Origin of the sequence: Streptomyces sp. NPDC020489 (assembly GCF_044386545.1) — a bacterium.
Taxonomy (GTDB): Bacteria; Actinomycetota; Actinomycetes; order Streptomycetales; family Streptomycetaceae; genus Streptomyces.
Genome location: NZ_JBIRUZ010000014.1, coordinates 142,103 through 159,975 on the forward strand (window position 1 = coordinate 142,103; position 17,873 = coordinate 159,975).

At 71.8% G+C, this 17,873-nt stretch carries 16 protein-coding genes; 7 read left to right on the forward strand and 9 right to left on the reverse strand.

Annotated features, from left to right (window positions below; genetic code table 11):
* Positions 1-8: 8 nt before the first annotated feature.
* Positions 9-719: a LuxR C-terminal-related transcriptional regulator gene (locus ACH41F_RS32275; protein WP_391234565.1), complete on the reverse strand. Its 711-nt coding sequence runs from the start codon at positions 717-719 to the stop codon at positions 9-11.
* The gene (locus tag ACH41F_RS32280; protein ID WP_391234563.1) at positions 716-2,014 is read right to left on the reverse strand and encodes a PspC domain-containing protein; all 1,299 of its coding nucleotides are present in this window, start codon (positions 2,012-2,014) and stop codon (positions 716-718) included. The genes ACH41F_RS32275 and ACH41F_RS32280 overlap by 4 nt, the downstream gene beginning before the upstream one ends.
* Before the next feature lie 189 nt (positions 2,015-2,203).
* Between ACH41F_RS32280 and ACH41F_RS32285 the strand changes: the two genes are divergently transcribed.
* Positions 2,204-3,754 (forward strand): PspC domain-containing protein, encoded by a 1,551-nt coding sequence (locus ACH41F_RS32285; RefSeq protein ID WP_398838673.1) that lies wholly within the window; start codon positions 2,204-2,206, stop codon positions 3,752-3,754.
* The gene (locus tag ACH41F_RS32290) at positions 3,741-3,983 is read left to right on the forward strand and encodes a hypothetical protein (RefSeq protein ID WP_398838675.1); all 243 of its coding nucleotides are present in this window, start codon (positions 3,741-3,743) and stop codon (positions 3,981-3,983) included. Before ACH41F_RS32285 ends, ACH41F_RS32290 begins: the two co-directional genes overlap by 14 nt.
* 355 nt (positions 3,984-4,338) lie before the next feature.
* On the opposite strand, the gene ACH41F_RS32295 is transcribed toward ACH41F_RS32290, so the two are convergent.
* The 3 genes from ACH41F_RS32295 to ACH41F_RS32305 all read right to left on the reverse strand — a co-directional run bounded on the left by ACH41F_RS32295 (position 4,339) and on the right by ACH41F_RS32305 (position 7,523).
* The gene (locus ACH41F_RS32295) at positions 4,339-5,331 is read right to left on the reverse strand and encodes an immunity 49 family protein (RefSeq protein ID WP_398838677.1); all 993 of its coding nucleotides are present in this window, start codon (positions 5,329-5,331) and stop codon (positions 4,339-4,341) included.
* 229 nt (positions 5,332-5,560) lie between these two features.
* Entirely contained in the window at positions 5,561-6,088 is a 528-nt protein-coding gene (locus tag ACH41F_RS32300; RefSeq protein ID WP_398838678.1) for a DoxX family membrane protein, read from the reverse strand.
* Positions 6,089-6,245: 157 nt separating this feature from the next.
* Positions 6,246-7,523, reverse strand: coding sequence for a hypothetical protein (locus ACH41F_RS32305; RefSeq protein WP_391234552.1), 1,278 nt, complete (start codon positions 7,521-7,523; stop codon positions 6,246-6,248).
* Positions 7,524-7,710: 187 nt separating this feature from the next.
* On the opposite strand from ACH41F_RS32305, the gene ACH41F_RS32310 reads away from it, so the two are divergent.
* Positions 7,711-8,634 (forward strand): DUF4429 domain-containing protein, encoded by a 924-nt coding sequence (locus ACH41F_RS32310; protein WP_391234550.1) that lies wholly within the window; start codon positions 7,711-7,713, stop codon positions 8,632-8,634.
* 16 nt (positions 8,635-8,650) lie between these two features.
* Here ACH41F_RS32310 and ACH41F_RS32315 read toward each other — a convergent pair whose 3' ends face one another.
* On the reverse strand, positions 8,651-9,454 hold the full coding sequence (locus ACH41F_RS32315; RefSeq protein WP_391234548.1) for a class II aldolase/adducin family protein: 804 nt from the start codon (positions 9,452-9,454) through the stop codon (positions 8,651-8,653).
* A 169-nt stretch (positions 9,455-9,623) separates the two neighbouring features.
* Here ACH41F_RS32315 and ACH41F_RS32320 point away from each other — a divergent pair, with 169 nt between their 5' ends.
* Both ACH41F_RS32320 and ACH41F_RS32325 read left to right on the forward strand, forming a co-directional pair.
* The gene (locus ACH41F_RS32320) at positions 9,624-10,253 is read left to right on the forward strand and encodes a hypothetical protein (protein ID WP_398838681.1); all 630 of its coding nucleotides are present in this window, start codon (positions 9,624-9,626) and stop codon (positions 10,251-10,253) included.
* Between the two features lie 39 nt (positions 10,254-10,292).
* Entirely contained in the window at positions 10,293-10,766 is a 474-nt protein-coding gene (locus tag ACH41F_RS32325; RefSeq protein WP_391234545.1) for a pyridoxamine 5'-phosphate oxidase family protein, read from the forward strand.
* Between the two features lie 22 nt (positions 10,767-10,788).
* Here the strand turns inward: ACH41F_RS32325 and guaA are convergent, their stop codons facing one another.
* Positions 10,789-12,366 carry a glutamine-hydrolyzing GMP synthase gene (gene guaA, locus ACH41F_RS32330; protein WP_391234543.1) on the reverse strand — a complete coding sequence of 526 codons (1,578 nt, stop codon included), beginning with the start codon at positions 12,364-12,366 and terminating at the stop codon, positions 10,789-10,791.
* Between the two features lie 343 nt (positions 12,367-12,709).
* On the opposite strand from guaA, the gene ACH41F_RS32335 reads away from it, so the two are divergent.
* On the forward strand, positions 12,710-12,991 hold the full coding sequence (locus ACH41F_RS32335) for a chorismate mutase (RefSeq protein WP_391234541.1): 282 nt from the start codon (positions 12,710-12,712) through the stop codon (positions 12,989-12,991).
* Between the two features lie 623 nt (positions 12,992-13,614).
* Here ACH41F_RS32335 and ACH41F_RS32340 read toward each other — a convergent pair.
* Positions 13,615-14,721 (reverse strand): hypothetical protein, encoded by a 1,107-nt coding sequence (locus ACH41F_RS32340; protein WP_398838683.1) that lies wholly within the window; start codon positions 14,719-14,721, stop codon positions 13,615-13,617.
* A gap of 215 nt (positions 14,722-14,936) precedes the next feature.
* Here ACH41F_RS32340 and ACH41F_RS32345 point away from each other — a divergent pair, with 215 nt between their 5' ends.
* Positions 14,937-15,974: an LPXTG cell wall anchor domain-containing protein gene (locus ACH41F_RS32345; RefSeq protein ID WP_398838685.1), complete on the forward strand. Its 1,038-nt coding sequence runs from the start codon at positions 14,937-14,939 to the stop codon at positions 15,972-15,974.
* Positions 15,975-16,084: 110 nt separating this feature from the next.
* Here the strand turns inward: ACH41F_RS32345 and ACH41F_RS32350 are convergent, their stop codons facing one another.
* Positions 16,085-17,863 carry a GMC oxidoreductase gene (locus ACH41F_RS32350; RefSeq protein WP_398838687.1) on the reverse strand — a complete coding sequence of 593 codons (1,779 nt, stop codon included), beginning with the start codon at positions 17,861-17,863 and terminating at the stop codon, positions 16,085-16,087.
* Positions 17,864-17,873 lie beyond the last annotated feature (10 nt).

Below are 17,873 nucleotides of genomic sequence, written 5' to 3' on the forward strand. Positions count from 1 at the left end.
CGCGCGCCTCACACCAGCCGTCGTGCCGTGGCCCACCGGGTCAGCTCATGACGGTTCGACAGCTGCAACTTCCGCAGCACCGCCGAGACATGGGACTCGACCGTCTTCACCGAGATGAACAGCTGCTTGGCGATCTCCTTGTAGGCATAGCCACGGGCGATCAGCCGCAGCACCTCCCGCTCGCGCTGGGTGAGCCGGTCGAGGTCCTCGTCCACCGGCGGGGCGTCCGTCGAGGCGAACGCGTCCAGCACGAAGCCGGCCAGCCTCGGCGAGAACACCGCGTCCCCGTCCTGGACCCGGAAGACGGAGTCGACCAGGTCCTTGCCGGTGATCGTCTTGGTGACGTATCCCCGCGCACCGCCGCGGATCACGCCGATCACGTCCTCCGCCGCGTCCGAGACGGACAGGGCGAGGAAGCGGACCGGCTGCTCGGCGTCGGCCATCAACGGAGCGCAGCGGCGCAGGACTTCGACGCCACCGCCGCCCGGGAGATGGACGTCGAGAAGGACCACCTCGGGCCGGGTCGCGGTGATGACCGTGACCGCCTGGTCGACGTCCGCCGCCTCGCCGACGACTTCGACACCGGTCTCCTCCGTCCGGCCGATCTCGGCCTGCACGCCCGTACGGAACATCCGGTGGTCGTCGACGAGGACCACGCGCACCCTGCGCCCGCCCGCGCTGTCGGTGGCCTCCGCCGTGTCGTTCGCCTCGTCGCTCATGACGTCTTCTCCGCCCTCTCCATCTCCAGCTCGACCTCCGTGCCGCCGTCCGGCACCGCCCGCAACCGGGCCGTACCGCCGTTGCGCTCCATGCGGCCGATGATCGATTCTCTGACACCCATGCGGTCGCCGGGTATCGAGTCGAGGTCGAAGCCGGGCCCGCGGTCCCGGACCGACACGAAGACCGTCCGCCCCTCGACTTCGGCGAAGACCTGAACCGCGCCGCCCTCGCCACCGTACTTGGCGGCGTTCACCATCGCCTCGCGCGCGGCCTGCATCTGCGGACCGATCTTCTCGTCGAGCGGGCAGTCACCGACGATGACGACCTCTATGGGCACGCCGTGCTTGTCCTCCACCTCCGCGGCGTTGCGCCGCACCGCCTCGGCGAGGGTGGTGGGTTCGTCGGCCTCGTCCTTGCCGGTGCCCTCCGGTTTGTAGAGCCAGGTCCGCAGGTCGCGCTCCTGGGCCCGGGCCAGGCGGCGCACCTCGCTCGCGTTCTCCGCGTTGCGCTGTATCAGGGTCAGGGTGTGCAGCACGGAGTCGTGCACATGGGCGGCGACCTCGGCGCGCTCCTGGGCGCGGATACGCATCAGGCGCTCCTCGGAGAGGTCCTGGGTCATGCGCACGAGGTAGGGGCCGGCGAGGAGCGTTATGCCGACCAGGACCGCGAGGGCCGCCTGGAGGACCGAGCCGAGGTGGGCTGCGGAGCCCTGAAGGACGAAGATGCCGGAGACCCCGGCCGTGACCAGCAGGACACCACCCGCGGCGCGCAACAGGCTGAGGGTGCGCCTGCGGCGGCCGACCTCGACCCAACGGGCCCGGCGGGCGTTGTCGGCCTGCCGCCAGACCAGGGCCACACCGGCGCCGACGAGCACTGCGGGCCAGAGGTAGGCCTTGGCACCGGCGTCCAGATTGACGTTGCCCACGAAGACCATGGCCACGACGACCATCAGCAGCAGGGCGACCATCTGGCCCTTGTCGGGCCGGCGCGCGACGAGTCTGCGGCGGCCGTCCGGCGAGGTCTCCGCGGTGACGAGGGAGGGCGGCTTCTCCCCACCGACCCCGACCCCGCCGATCCCGAGCGGCACGAAGAACCAGAACGCGGCGTACAGCAGGGCCCCGAGCCCGTCCGCCATGAACAGGCCCACGAAGACGAGCCGCACCCAGATCACCGGCAGCCCGAGATGCCCGGCGAGCCCCCGCGCCACACCACCGAGCCAGCGTCCGTCACTGCTGCGGTAGAGCTTGCGCGGCGGCCGCGGTTCGACGAGTGGCGCTGCTGCGGCTTCCGGCATGCCATCGATGGTCACACGGCGCGGATGCCGGGGCATCAGGGTCCGTCCCCTAGACGCCCCTGATCTTCGACACGTGCAGAAACGTCGGGCCGTCGAACGCTTCCCCGGCGCCGGCTCAGGGGCGATATCAGGGTCCGGCCAGGGTCGCTCCGACTCCCATCGGAGCGGCTCGCCCGTCACCATGGACACATGACAGATCACCAGCACGCCGCGGACCCGGCACCCGACGAGGGTGCCTCGTCCGCCGTGCCCACCGCGACCGGCGCAGGTGAGGAACCGCGCGCGCACGAGCGGGCGGGTGCGCGGGCGGGCACGGGGGCGGAAACGGGGACGGGGAGGGGCGGCTGGACCGCCACGGCGTCCGGCACCCCAGACCCCTCTGCCACCTCTGGCACCCTGGCCGGCGCTGGCCCCGGCACCCCGTCCGACGCGGGTGCCGAGGGACCCGTTCCGGCCGGAGCCCCCGCGCCTCCCGAGAGGTTCCGGCGTGACCGGCGGTTCAAGGTGCTCGCCGGGGTGTGCGCGGGGCTCGGGCGGCAGTACGACATGGACCCGGTGATCTTCCGCATCACGCTCGCCGTGCTCTCCGCGACCGGCGGCATCGGCCTCATCTTCTACGGCTTCGCCTGGCTGTTCGTGCCCTACGACGACGAGGAGGAGAACGAGGTCCGCAAGCTGCTGACCGGCCGCGTCGACGGCCAGGCCCTGACCGCCGTGCTGTTCGCGCTGGTCGGCTGCGGGGTGTTCCTGACCCTGCTGAACAACGGCGGGGTCCTCACCTTCGCCGTCGTCCTCTCCCTCCTGCTGGCCGGCGCCGGGTACTGGTCGCGCCGCCGCGGCGCCCCCGACACCGACCCGCTGGCCGCGCAGGCCGCCGCGGACGCCCCGCCGGAGGCCAAGGCGCCGCCCGTCCCCGCCGGATACCCCTCCTGGTGGCGCGACCCCATCGTCAAGGACGGCACACACGAGGGCGGCACCGGCTATCTGTGGGGGCCCCGCGACTCCCGCGACCGGGACGTCATGGCAGCGGTCAACATCGCGCGCGGCACGTACACCGAGGGCCGCGTCCCCACCCGCGTCACGCACCCCCAGCCGCCCAGGAACCGCGGCCCTCGCTGGATCGGCGGCTGGGTGTTCCTGTTCGCCCTCCTCGCGGGCGGTCTCGGCACCGGCCTGACGTGGGACGGGCACCCGCTCGGCACCAGCCTCCAGACCGGCCTGGCCTGTGCCCTCATGGTCATCGGCCTCGGCATAGCGCTCAGCTCGTTCCTCGGGCGCACGGGAGCGGGGTCGATCTTCCTGGCGGTGCTCACGGCAGGGCTGCTCGCCGGCTCGGCCGCGCTGCCCAAGGACATCGGCACGCACTGGGTCGAGGAGACCTGGCGGCCGGTCGCGGTGGCTGACGTGCGGCAGAAGTACGACCTCGGCACCGGCGTCGGGACCCTGGACCTGACCAAGCTGGACGTCACCCGGGGACAGACCCTGAGCGCGAGGGCCGAGGTGGGTGTGGGCAAGCTCAAGGTGGTCGTGCCGCGCGACGCGACGGTGAAGGTCACCATCGACGTCGGGGTGGGCGACATCCAGCTCCCGGGCGACAACCAGGAGGACGTGGACGTGGCACCGGGCAAGTACAAGGAGGTCACCCTGACACCGCCCAAGGGCACCAAGTCCTCCGGCACCTTCGACCTCGACCTCCAGGTCGGCGTCGGCCAGGCGGAGGTGAGCCGTGCTACGTCATGAGTTCCGCCCCGGCACACTGCTCGCCGGCCTCTCCCTCACCCTGGCCGGCATCCTCTACGCCGGTGACGCGGGTGGCGCCTGGGAGACACCGTGGTTCGCGGTCATCCCCCTGGTCACGGGCGGCCTCTTCCTGGCGGCCACCGCAGGCCTCCTGACCCGCGCCATCCGCCGACGCACTCCGCCGACTCCGGGCACGGCAGCGGGGGGCGAGACGGAGATACCGAGCTGAGCCAGACGGTCGGCGCTGTTCGAGGGAGCAGTTCGGCCCTGGTGGGGCAAGCGGAGCCGGGCGATCGCGAGCACCGCCGCCGCCCGGTTGTTCAGCCCTCCTGGGCCAGGCCGGCAGGGGGCTCGCGACCGACCGTCTCCAGCGAGCCACCGCCAGGGAGCGGCCCACACACCCTGCTCACCCGGCCAACCTCACCCGACGAACCTCCCGCGACCCCGCCACCACGCCACCCCGCCACCCCGCAAGGCCACACCCGGCCCGGGACCCGCCAGGCCCGACCCCGGGGACGGGTCCATCCCGCGCCGATGTCCTGACTGTCGGGCCAAACCCCCGCCCGCACCCCAGGCGACCCGACCTACTCGGCGCCCCAGCAGCCCAAGCCGTTCCGGTGCCCCTCCGCCGCCCGGCGCAGGGCGTGCGGTGATCCCAGCAGGCCGTGCGGCAGATACCCGGACCGGACACCGAGTTCCCACCCGTGGACCTGGACGGCGAGACAGGCCAGGGAGAGGGCGCCGAGGGGGAGCAGGGACCGGGGCGCGGGATCACCGGCCTCGGCCTCGACACTCTCCCGGTACGCGACCAGCCGGGCGACGAGGGCGTCCTCGAAGGCCTGTTGGTCGTCGTCCAGGAGTACGCGGAGCAGCCGCTGGTCCGCGCTCAACGCGTCGCCGACCTCGTCGAGCCGCCGGGCGGCCTCCGTGAGCTCCCCGGCGTCCGGCTTGCGCAGCGGAACCTTGGGCCAGTCGCGGGGAAGATGCCCGGCCGCCTCGGTGAGGTAGAGGCACAGGGCGTCCATGGCGGCGAGGTCGGCGGGGTCGGAGACGGAGGTGTACTTGTTGTAGGGCACGCCGTCCCGGATGGCGGACGCGTAGTCACCGCGCAGCAGCAGCCCGGTGACCCGCTCCCAGTCCCACACGTGCCCGCTGACGACGCACATCTCGAACGTGTCGAGCCAGGTCCGCGCGGTGGGCGCCTCCTTGACGACGTCCTGGAAGGTGATGCCCCCGTCCCCGAACTCGTCGTCGTCCGGGTCCGTGCTGATCCGCTTGCCGAGGAGGGGGAACCGGAGTTCCTGGTCCCCGCCCGGGTAGCACATGATGCTGAGCACGCCGTGCACACACTCCGCGGCGGTGACGGCTACCGTGCCGGCCGCGGCGTCGAGCCCCGGCTCCGTCACCGTGCGCGCGGCGACATGGTCGAGCAGTTCGTCCGCCATGTCCCGGATCAGCGCCGGCGAGATGCTGCCGTACCGCAGCCAGTGCCATCGCGCGAAGGCCCGCCCGCGGATGTCGTCGAGCGCCTCGGCCAACCGCTTCTCGCCGACCTGATGGCATGTCACATTGCGCACGTACCCCGCCCCTTCATGAACTCCACGACTGGACGGAGCACGTTATCAACGGCCACTGACAGCACGGGAACGTCCGTTTCGGATCGCCTCGCCGACCAGTCGAGGGGCGGTGATGTGGAGTCCGGCAAGGCAGACGGCGCCGGTCTTGTCGCATCGAGCGGACCAGTCGTATCGAGCGGACCAGACGCCCACCCGGACCAGGCACCCGGCGGTCGGACGCGCCGGGTCTCTAGTACCCCACTGCCCGTTCTCGCCGCCGGGCTCTCAGCGCCGCGTCCACGGAGAGGTAGGGCGCGCCCGCCAGGACCAGGGGGAGCCAGGCCATGAGGTAGATGAGGTCGTTCCCGTAGTAGTACGGGTCCGCCGCCCAGCTCATCGTCAGCCACAGGCTCAGGGAGATCAGGGCTCCGCCGAGGGCGGCCAGGCGGGTGAGGAGGCCGAGGAGGGTGCCGATGCCGACGGCGAGTTCACCGAGGGCGATGGCGTAACCGAAGCCGACCGGGCTCTTCAGGGCCATGTCGATCATCTCGGGGATCGCCGCGGAGTCCCGGACGTTGCGCATCTGTTCGCCGATGGAGCCCGCGCCGGAGGACTTCATGAAGGCGCTGTCGGTGATCTTGTCCAGGCCGGCGTAGATGAAGGTGACGCCGAGGAAGAGTCGCAGGGGGAGCAGGGCGTACCGGCCGGCGGTGTCCCGTCGGCTGCGGTCGCCGTCGTGGTCGGGGGTGTGCGTGTCCGTACGGAAGCTGTGCGTCATCGCTCCGAGCCGCCTCTCAACCCAGCGTGCCGTGGCCCCTCGACAGACGATACGCACGAGTGGGGAGGGCCGCTCAATGCCGGCGCGACCGTTTTACCCGGGCCGGGCGCGGGGTCGGGCGGGGGCCCGGATCTGGCGTGCTCGGTGCCCGCGCCCCTCAGTCCGTCACATCGATCGCGTACCGGTTCGTCTCCACCCCGGCGGCCGTGATCACCTGCACCTCCACGCGCCCCGGTTCCACGTCGGCCGGGACCGGCACGGTCAGGACGGCGTCCGTCGGGTTGCTGAAGCCGCCGGGGACCGGGACGAGCGGGACGTGGACGTGGACGGTGCCGACGCGGACCGTCATGCGGGAGAGGCGGTCGGCGCTCTGGGCGCCCGGGGGTACGAAACCGGCGCCGCGGATCTCGATGTCGTCGCCGGTGCGGATGGGGCCGTCGAGGTCGCCGGCCTCACGGGCGCGGACGACGGAGAGGATGACCGGTCGGCCGCCCTCGGCGTACTTCCCGGCGACGTAGGTCGCCGCGGAGACCAGGACGACGACGGCCAGGCCCCAGGGCAGATCGGGGAGCTGGTCGGGGCGGCGGGCCAGCCGGACCGCGGCGAACAGCAGGGCGACGGCGCTGATGACGACGTACTGGATGTCGGCGAAGGTGCCGCGGCCGGCGTCGTCCGTCAGCAGGTCCGCGGCGCGCGGCCGGTCGGCGCGCACCTTCTGGAGCCGTTGGCCCAGGACGCGCAGGCCGATCACGCGCCGTACCAGGACCGCGATCGCGCACACCACGGCGAGGACGGTCACCACGCCGGCGCCGCGCGTGAGGTCGAGCCCGGAGATCAGCGCGTCGCGTTCCTTCGGCGAGGAGGCGGCGGCGAGGCGGCCGGCCAGGACCAGCACGGCGTAGGCGACGAACAGCACCCAGGACACGGCGACCGCGCGCGAGGTGGAGAGGCGGTTGTCCTCGCCGATCACGGGCGCGAGCGCGCCGCCGCGGGCCCGGTGGAACCAGGAGGCGGCCGTCAGCGCGCCGGCCGTCACCAGCCCGGCCAGCAGTCCGGCCGTGCGGGCGGTGCTCCAGCCCGTGCCGATGGCCGTCAGCGCCTGGACGAGCAGCAGGAGGACCACGCCGGCCCACACGGTGTACGCGGTGCGGCGCCACAGGCGGGCCAGCCAGGCCTCGCCCTCGGCGCGGCCGCGTGCGGCGACGGCCTCCGCGGACTGGGTCAGCTCCTCCGAGACCCACTGCCGCGAGGCGGAGGCGGAGTGGGCCACGGCGGCGGGGAGGCCCTGTCCGGCGGCGAACTCGTCCCGCTTCAGGAGGAATGCGGCGACGGCCCGCCGATGGCCCTCCCGCGCTCCGTGCGGGCAGTCCCCGCAGGTGCAGCCGCCTCCGTGCGCGCCTGTCTCCGCGCTCTGTCTCGCCTCCTGCACCGCCACCTCCGACGCCCGCCTTCCCCGCGATCTCCATGTGTCGCGGCCTCTGCCGAGCCCTCGGCGGCCGCCCGGCAACTCCCGTGCGATGACAGCGAATTGTGCCCTACGCCACTGGGCGCCGGTCCGGCAGGTCTGGTCAGGGCGGGTGAAGCCCGGGCCGCCGTGTTGACCCGGCTGCGAGAATTTCCCTATGGCCGAGATCATCCAGCGCGACGGGACCTGGGCCTTCGACGGCACGACGGTCAGGATCACGCCGGGACTCCATCGTTCCGTGCCGCTGTTCCGGCAGACGTACGGCGAGATCACGGTGCCTCTGGAGGCCGTCTCGAGCGTCGTCTACGAACCCGAGCGCAAGCGGGGGCGGCTGCGGATGCGGCTGCGCGAGGGCGCGGACCCGTTGCTCCAGGCGACGGGCGGGCGGTTGCCGGACGCGGCGGATCCGTATCGGCTGCTGGTGGACATCGACCGGTCCGGGGTGGCCGAGTACATGGCGGAGGAGATCCGCCGGGCGCTGCTGCTGGACGGGGTCCCCAAGGAGCCGACGCGGGCGTACCTGCTGGCCGGTCCACCCGTCCCGGTCTCGGTGCGGTCCTCCGACGGGACGGTCTCCTTCGACGGTCTGACGGTCCGTATCGACTGGTCGGACACCTCGGAGCGGGTCAAGCGGGCGACGGGGCCGCGGATCATCGCGGTGGACGACCTCGTGGGTGTCGAGTGGCTGCCCAACTCCGGTTACGAGGACGGCTTCCTGCGGTTCGTGACCCGCGAGACGGTGTTCTCCAAGCTGCCGCCGGAGAAGGACCCCTACGCCCTCGACCTGTGGGGCAGCGCCCGCCGCGACCTGCTCACGGCGCTGGTCGCCACCGCGGTCACCGCCCGTCTCCCCCACCCCTCGACCCGTACCGGGAACGCCGGGGAGGAGTCCCCCCGCCACCTCCCGGCGGCCGTCCCGCCCCAGGCCGCGCGGGCCTCGCAGACCGACCGGTCCGACCGGCCCGACCATCACGACGTACTCCTGCGCAGATTGCGCGAGTTGGGCGAGCTGCATCGCGACGGCGTGCTCACGGACGAGGAGTTCGCGAGGACCAAGGCGGCGGTGCTGCGCGGCTTCTGAGGGCTGACGCGGCTCGCTAGCTCAGCAGGTCCGGTTCGCTCCGGCTGATGTCCTGCCACAGCGGCTGGTAGTTGATCCACGCCACCAGGTCCCCGCCCGCCTGTTCCCGGGTGGCCACGGCGGCCTTGTGCTCGATCAGCACCGGCCGTCCCGCCGCCCGGGCGGTCAGCTGGACCTGCGAGGAGCGTTCCATGGACAGGAACCACCAGGCGGCGGCGTCGACCGAGTCCCCGACGGTCAGCAGGCCGTGGTTGCGCAGGATGAGGGCCTTGCGGCAGTCGAGGGCGGCGGCGATCCGGCGGCCCTCGGCGGCGTCGACGGCCACCCCGGTGTAGGCGTCGTAGAGGGCGTGGTCCTCGTAGAAGGCGCAGCTCTCCTGGGTGATCGGGTCCAGGAGGTCGCCGAGCGCGGCGAGCGCGCGGCCGTGCACCGAGTGACAGTGGGCGACGGCGACGACGTCGGGCCGGGCGGCGTGGACCTGGGCGTGGACGGTGAAGGCGGCCTGGTTGACGTGATAGCGGCCCTCGATCACCTGTCCCTCGGCGTTGGCGAGGACCAGGTCGCTGACCGTCACGTGCTTGAAGGGGATACCGAACGGGTTGACCCAGAAGCAGTCGCTGAACTCCGGGTCGCGTGCGGTGATGTGCCCGGACACGCCGTCCTCGAAGCCCATCCGCCCGAAGATCCGCAGCGCGCCGGCGAGCCGCTCCCTGCGGTGCCGGCGTTCGTCCTCGACCGATTCGTGCATCGGCGGCATGGCGAACTGGAGGCGGTCGGTGGGCAGGGGTGTCGGCGGTTTGGGCCCGTACGTCCCGTGCATCTGTCCTCCAGCACTGCGGTTGCTCTACGGGGCGGAAGTTACCGTCGGTCAGGGCGGGAGAACAGGCGTGTGAGGTAACGATGCCGTGCACAACCGTTCCCGGTGCTCAGGGGTCTGTGGTGCGGAACGAGAAGTTCAGCACCTGTTTTCAGCCATCCCGGAGTTCTCCTTGAGTCTCGTCGAACGTCACCTCAGCTCTCTCATGCGGCAGCTCGCGACCCAGGACCATGTCGAGCTGGTCCATCCCTTCGCGGAGCACAAGACCTTCGGCGCGCTCGTGTACGTCGCCGAGTGCTTCGGCTTCCGCTACGCCGGGGTCCGCCTCGTCGGCCGCCACAAGATCCTGCACGTCCACCTCGTGCGCTCCCCCGAGCCCTGGGCCCAGCAGCGCGCCGCGGCGAACATCGCCGCGTTCCCGCAGGTGGGAGCGGGCGGGCCGGTGCCGGGTATGTACCTGAACTCGCTCACCCCGGTGCCCGAGGCGCAGGCGGACGTCGATCTGATCGTGGCGATCATCAAGTACGACGCCCTGGTGGAGGCCGGCAACCGCAGGCAGTTGCTGACCATCGGCTGGGGTTCCGGTGTCCTGTTCCTGCTGCTGGCGCTGCTGACCGGCGTGTACGCCGTGCTGCTCCCGCTCGCGGTGCTGACGCCGGCGTTCCTGCTCGGCGCGCTGCGCGTGAACACGGTCCGCCGCGCGAAGCTCGCCGCGCAGCTGACGGCGGCCGGGTGCGCGCAGGTGCGGGACGACCTGGGCCGGGAGCGGTATGTGCGTCCGGTGCCGAACCCCGCGCAATAGCGGACAGCGGCTGTCGGGTATCGGCGCCACACTCGTCGTATGACAGCGAACTGGTCGACCTTCACCGACGCCGAGCCCGAGCTCGCCCAGCGCGTCGAGGAGCGCTTCGGCGCCTTCACGCACCATGTCCTCGCGACGCTCCGCAAGGACGGCTCCCCCCGCACGAGCGGCCTGGAGGTCCGCTTCCTGAAGGGCGAGCTGTGGCTCGGCATGATGCCGGGCTCCCTCAAGGTGCTCGACCTGGCCCGGGACGCGCGTTTCGCCTTGCAGGCGAACCCCGGGGAGGGGCAGGGGATGGGCGGCGGCGATGTGCGGATCAGCGGGCGGGCGATCGAGGTCCATGACGCCGCGACGAAGGCCAGGTACGGCGAAGAGGTGGAACCGCCGGAGCCGTTCCACCTCTTCCGCACCGAGCTGACGGAGGTCGTGCGGACCTACGTCGAGGACGACACGTACCTGGTCGTCCAGGTCTGGAAGCCCGGTGAGCCGGTGCGCGTGATCAAGCGCACCTGAGCCGGTGTGCCTCGGACGAGGCCTACTCCCACTCGATGGTGCCCGGCGGCTTCGACGTCACGTCGAGCACGACCCGGTTCACGTCGGCCACCTCGTTGGTGATCCGCGTCGAGATCTTCGCCAGCACCTCGTACGGCAGGCGCGACCAGTCGGCGGTCATGGCGTCCTCGGAGGACACCGGGCGCAGCACGATCGGGTGGCCGTAGGTGCGGCCGTCACCCTGGACGCCGACGCTGCGGACGTCCGCGAGGAGGACCACCGGGCACTGCCAGATGTCCCGGTCGAGGCCGGCCGCGGTGAGCTCCTCGCGGGCGATGGCGTCGGCGTCGCGCAGGAGGTCGAGCCGCTCCTTGGTGACCTCGCCGACGATCCGGATGCCGAGGCCGGGGCCGGGGAACGGCTGGCGCTGGACGATCTCCTCCGGCAGGCCGAGCTCCTGACCGACCATCCGGACCTCGTCCTTGAACAGCTTGCGCAGCGGCTCGATCAGCTGGAACTCGAGGTCCTCCGGCAGGCCGCCCACGTTGTGGTGGGACTTGATGTTGGCGGTGCCGGTGCCGCCACCGGACTCGACCACGTCCGGGTAGAGGGTGCCCTGGACGAGGAACTCCACCGCCGGGCCCTCGTCCGCGATGATCTCGGCCTGGGCCTGCTCGAAGACCCGGATGAACTCCCGGCCGATGATCTTCCGCTTCTCCTCGGGGTCCGAGACACCCTTGAGCGCGGTGAGGAAGCGCTCCTCGGCATCGACGACGACCAGCTTGACGCCGGTCGCGGCGACGAAGTCCTTCTCGACCTGCTCGGTCTCGCCCTTGCGCATCAGACCGTGGTCGACGTACACGCAGGTCAGCTGGTCACCGATGGCGCGCGCGACGAGGGCCGCGGCCACCGCCGAGTCGACGCCGCCGGACAGACCGCAGATGGCCCGCTTGTCGCCGACCTGCTCGCGGATCGCGGCGACCTGCTCGTCGATGACGTTGCCCGTGGTCCAGTCCGGCTTCAGACCGGCGCCCCGGTACAGGAAGTGCTCCAGGACCTGCTGGCCGTGCGTGGAGTGCATGACCTCGGGGTGGTACTGGACGCCGTAGAGCTTCTTGTCGTCGTTCTCGAAGGCGGCGACCGGGACGACGTCCGTGGACGCGGTCACGGTGAAGCCCTCGGGGGCGGCGGAGCAGGCGTCGCCGTGGGACATCCACACCGACTGCTCGTCCGGGGTGCCCTCGAAGAGGGTCGAGCCGGACTTCGACACGTGCAGGGGCGTACGGCCGTACTCGCGGGCGCCGGTGTTGTCGACGGTGCCGCCGAGGGTGGTGGCCATGAGCTGGAAGCCGTAGCACATGCCGAAGACGGGGACGCCGGCCTCGAAGATCTCGCGGTCCAGGCGCGGGGCGCCCTCCGCGTACACCGACGAGGGGCCGCCGGAGAGGATGATCGCCGCCGGGTTCTTGGCGAGCATCTCCGCGACCGGCATGGTGCTCGGCACGATCTCGCTGTAGACCCGCGCCTCGCGGACGCGACGGGCGATGAGCTGGGCGTACTGCGCGCCGAAGTCGACGACCAGGACGGTGTCGGGAGCGGCGGCGGGGTTCGCTGATGACACGGGTTGCCTTCCGGCGGTGAGCGAGGGGTGTGTGAGGCCGAGTCTACCGGGCCCGGCGGCGCCGTACCCGGGGCGATCCCGCGCGACCCTCGTCTCAGGATGCGAACCGGGTTGGACGCCCCCGGGAGGCGCGGCATACTGCTGCCATGCTCACGCACCCGACCTTCCTGTTTACCTATGGCACCCGGCCCGCCGGCTGCCATGGTCGTGCTGCTTGAGCTACTGACAAGCGACTTCCCAGGCGCCCCGGGCCGACAAGGTCCGGGGCGTCTGTCGTCTCCTTCCGGATCTTGCCGCTCCGGGGCTCCTGCGCCCGACACCAGATCCGACGAAGGAGCCCTCCATGACCGCCATCGACGTGACCGGCGCCCGTACCCCCGAGGCCGCCGAGGTGATCGCCGGCGCCCGTGAACGCATCGACGCGCTCGACGACCGGATCATCGGTCTGATCCAGGAACGGATGGCCGTGTCCGCCGTCGTCCAGGAGGCCCGGATCACCTCCGGCGGCCGGCGGGTGAACCTCTCCCGCGAGATGCAGGTCCTCGGGCACTACAGCGACGCGCTGGGCAGGCCGGGCACGTCCCTCGCGATGACGCTGCTCGAACTGTGCCGGGGTCGCATCTGAGTTCGGCCCCCGTCTCACCCGTACGGCGCGTGACCGGGACGGGAACCGCTTCGTTGGTGGGGTGTCCGCGCCAGCCAGGGGCGGGCCCGAGAGAACCACGCGTGGCTCGCTGGAGCGATGAGACGTACGGATCGCCGTGCGTCGTGGGACCTCGCTCCAGACAAGTGACCGGACGGCAGGGGACAGCAGCCCGGTCACCCAAGAGAACGGTCGGCTCCGGGGACGCCCGGGGCCGGCCGACGGAACCTGCACAACAGCTACCGGGCAAAGTACAGCAACACCTGCCAGGCCGGGCGAAACGGTTGCGGTGGCCGGACCCGTACAGCACGCTGCCCGGCAGCCCAAGTCCCCTTGTGGACGCCCTCATTGCCTTTGTCCCCCCGCACTGCCGGAGGTCGGTACCAGCCGTGCGCCCCGGCCGCGCCGGGCCACCGACCCCGGGCATGCGAGGCAGGCGGCGCGACCCCCGGCGCCGCTCCCCCGAGGCACCGGCGCTGCCCTGACGCCGGTGCCGACGACAGAAGGGCCCCGCGGATCCGTCCCGCGGGGCCCTTCGCCGTACGCCCAGGGTGCCGGCACGCGGGGCCCTTCCCCCGCGCGCCCGGCGTGCCGGACGGTCGCGGTCAGACGCGGGTGACCGTCCCGCAGTCCTGGTCCCGGCGGATGTCCTTGCTGCGGTCGTACGGGTCGCTGGTCGGGCCGGACGGCGGCGCGCTCGGGCCGGACTCCGAGGGGAACCGCGGGTGGAACCAGCCGTCGTGGACGTCGCAGGCCGAGTTGCCGGCGTCCCGGTCGTAGCGCACGACGGTGAGCTTTCCGGGGGTGACGTCGTACGTGGCCGGGTCGGACAGTTCGAGGTCGAGGACGCGGCGGACGATGATGCGGGTCACCTCGGTCGAGCCGTCGGTGCGGACCACCGGGTAGACGAAGGTGTAGTCGGCGTGGACGGCGACGGCCCGGCCCCGGCCCGCCTCGAAGGTGATCCGGCCGCGGGTCTTCACGACGTCGCCCACGGTGCGGACCTCGTCCGGGTCGAAGCGGGTGAACATCGCCAGCGGGTCGTGCTTCTCGGTCGGCTCGCTCAGACCGGCCGTCAGTCCGGAGAGGACGTCCGGCTGCTTCGGGTCGAGGACGGCCAGCGCCTTCTCGGGGCGCCCGCCGCGCAGGGTCGCGGGGTCCAGGTTCGCGTCGATCAGCAGTTCGCGGGTCATCCGCAGGGCCTCGGCGACCTCCGCCTTCGACCGGCCGCCGACCGCCTCCGCCTTCGGCGCGAGGATGCCGGCCCGCCCGTCGGCCCAGCGCTTGGCCGGGGACCCGGCGAAGGGGTCGTCCAGGGTGGGGGTCGCGGGCGCCCCGGTGGCGGGCGGGGCGGTCGGGGCCGCGGTCTCGTCGGGGAGCGGCGAGCCGGAGCCGGGGTCGCCACTGCCGAAGGGGTCGCCCGGTATCAGGGACGGCTTGAGCGCCACGACGGCCACGGCTATGGCGAGGAGGACGCCGAGGATCTTCCAGACGGCCCGGCCGCGCCTCCTCTCCAGCACCGGTGGGCCCGTGCGCCAGCCCTCGGGCGCGTCGCCCCGGGCCTCCTGCTGCCGGAGCCGTTCGGTCACCATGCGGGCGCGGGCGGAGGGTTCCTTCGGGGCGTCCTTCTCGTTGGCGCGGGCGAACTGGGCCCAGATGTCGTCGGGGGCGTCGGGTGACGAGGAGGAGTCCTCGGAGGGCTTGTCAGACACGACGGCAGTTCTATGGGCAGAGAAAGCTCTTTCACAAGCGCAATCAAGGTGTGACTCAGGCCATATAAGTTTTGTGTGAATGCAGGGGCAACCATTCACAGGCTTCACGAATCAAACCAGGCGAACCAAGGGCCACACCCGCGCCCCACACGCGGGGCGGAACCCGCCCCACTCGCGTGCTGCGCAGCAGCACACCGGACTTCCTGAGGTCTTTCATGAAGCTTCGCCGTGCCATGGCCGCAGCGGCCGCGTCGGCTGTCATAGCCCCTCTCGCGCTGCTGTCCGCGCCTGTCGCGTTCGCGGACGAGACGACTCCGGCTCCCACCGACACGGTCACCAGCACGCCGACCGACACGGCCGAGCCGACCCCGACGGACACCGCGCTGCCGACCGACACCGCGCTGCCCACGGACACCGCGCTCCCGACCGACACGGCGACGGCCACCGCCACGGCGACCGACACCGGCTCGCCCACCGCCACGGCGAGCGACCCGGAGAACCCCGAGCCCACCGACTCCGCCGAGCCGAGCGAGGAGCCGACCGACCCGGACGTCCCGTACTGCGACGAGCTCGACGGCGAGCACGCGGACCCCAAGGTGTCCGCGGACATCAAGGGCCTGCCGGGCAAGATCGTCGCGGGTGACGGCTTCCACAACTTCAACCTGACCGTCACCAACGACTCCGGCACCACGGTCGACGGCGTCGCGTTCTACGCCGAGGTCGAGAACTACGAGATCGACGAGTCGAAGTGGCTCAGCCGCTACGTCGACCTGGAGTTCAAGAACCCCGAGACGGGCACCTGGGACCGCATCGGCGACGAGACCTACGCCGGTGACTACTTCTTCTACGTCGACGCGCTCAAGGCCGGCAAGAGCAAGTCGGTCGCCCTGCGCGTCAGCATCGACGCCAAGGCCCCGGCCGGTGACGCCTACTCCTTCGGCTCCGGCGCCTACCTGGACAACGTCGACGGCCAGGACTGCATCGCCGAGGGCTGGGCCCAGTACGACTTCACGGTCCTCAAGGCCGGTACGCCCAACCCGAACCCGGGCGACGCCGACCCGAGCGACAACGGCCCCAAGGACTCGGTGAAGAAGCCGCAGGGTGACGTCTCCGAGCTGCCGACGGGCAACCTCGCCGACACCGGCTCCAGCTCGGCGCTGCCGACCATCGGTCTCGTCGGCGGTGTCGCGATCGTCGCCGGCGCCGGTGCCGTGTTCGCGATGCGCCGCCGCAAGGTCGGTGCGCAGGGCTGAGGCCCCGCGCCGGAGCCTGCCGCAAGACAGAGAGAAGGACCTGCGTTCGGAGGGGGACGCAGGTCCTTCTTTCCTTTGTGCGCGCGATGTCGCGCTCGTGCGGGCGGGCGCTACTTCTTCGGCGGTACGGCCGGTATCCCGAGGAACGGCAGCCGCAGCGCGCCGAACGCCTCCGCCGGGACCACCGGCGCCTGCGGCTCGACCGGCTTCAGGCGCTCGTACGCCGCTCCCTGCGCCGGACGCGGGTCGGCCTCGCCCTTGTTGGGCCAGAACGACATCGCCCGCTCGGCCTGCGCGGTGATGGTCAGGGACGGGTTCACTCCGAGGTTCGCCGAGACCGCGGCGCCGTCGACGACCGAGATGCCGGGGTGGCCGTAGAGGCGGTGGTACGGGTCGATCACGCCCTCCTCGGCGTCGGCGCCGATGGGGCAGCCGCCGAGGAAGTGCGCGGTGAGCGGGGTGCCCATCAACTCGCCGACGTTGGAGCCCGCGAAGCCGTTGATCTCGGCCGCGATCGCGGCGGCGCCCTCCGAAGCGGCCCTGATCTGCTTGGGGTTGGGGCTGCCGTGGCCCTGCCGGGCGGTGAGCAGGCCCTTGCCGACGCCGTCCGGTTTCAGGTACGTCGTCAGGGAGTTGTCCAGCGACTGCATCACCAGGCCGATGATGGTCCGCTCCGACCAGCGCCGGTTGGACAGGGACCGCAGGACCTGCACCGGGTGCCGGGCCGCGTTCGCCATCCAGCCGAGGACGCGCGAGGAGCCCTCGGCGTAGGGGACCTGGAGGATGGACAGGCTGCCCATCGAGTTGGAGCCCTTGCCGTAACGGACCGGCTCGATATGGGTGTTGGGGTCCGGGTGGATGGAGGACGTGATGGCGACCCCGCGCGTGAAGTCGACCCGCTTCTCCCCCGTCGCCTTGCGATAGCGCCGGTTGTCGGTCTGCGCGCCGACCAGCGCCTCGGAGTTGGTGCGGGTCAGCTCGCCCAGCCGGTCCGACAGGTACGGCAGTTGGCCGCCGGCCTTCATCCGGTGCAGCAGGGTCTGGGTGCCGTAGGTGCCGGCGGCGAGGACGACCCGGCGGGCCTTGAAGGTCCGCCCCTTGGCCCTGCGCCGCTGGTCCGTGGGGAGGGTGGTGACCGCGTACCCGCCCTGCGAGTCGTCGGTGACCGACACCACCGTCGTCAGGGGGTGCACCACCGCGCCCGCCTTCTCGGCGAGGTAGAGGTAGTTCTCGTTGAGCGTGTTCTTCGCGCCGTGCCGGCAGCCAGTCATGCACTCGCCGCACTCGCTGCACGCCGTGCGGGCGGGGCCGGCGCCACCGAAGTAGGGGTCGTCGGCCGTCTCGCCGGGCTTCGCCCTCGTCGTCCCGTCGGCGTCCTTGCCGTCGCCGAAGAACACGCCGACCGGGGCCATGTGGAAGGTGTCACCCACGCCCATCCGCTGGGCGGCGGCCTTCAGATGGACGTCGGACGGGGTCATCGTCGGGTTGAGCCGGACGCCGAGCATGCGCTGGGCCTGGTCGTAGTACGGCTTCAACTCCTCCTCCCAGTCCGTGATGTCACGCCACTGCGGGTCCTGGAAGAACGGGGTCGGCGGTACGTAGAGGGTGTTGGCGTAGTTCAGCGAACCGCCGCCGACGCCCGCGCCGGCCAGGACCATGACGTTGCCCAGCAGATGGATGCGCTGGAGGCCGTACATGCCGAGCCGGGGGGCCCAGAGGTAGTTCTTGATGTCCCAGGAGTTCTTCGGGAGGGTCTGCCTGGTGAAGCGGCGGCCCGCCTCCAGGACACCCACGCGATAGCCCTTCTCCGTGAGGCGAAGGGCGCTGACCGAGCCGCCGAATCCGGAACCCACGACGATGACGTCGTAGTCGTAGTCGTCCTGTGGCACGTGCGCTCTC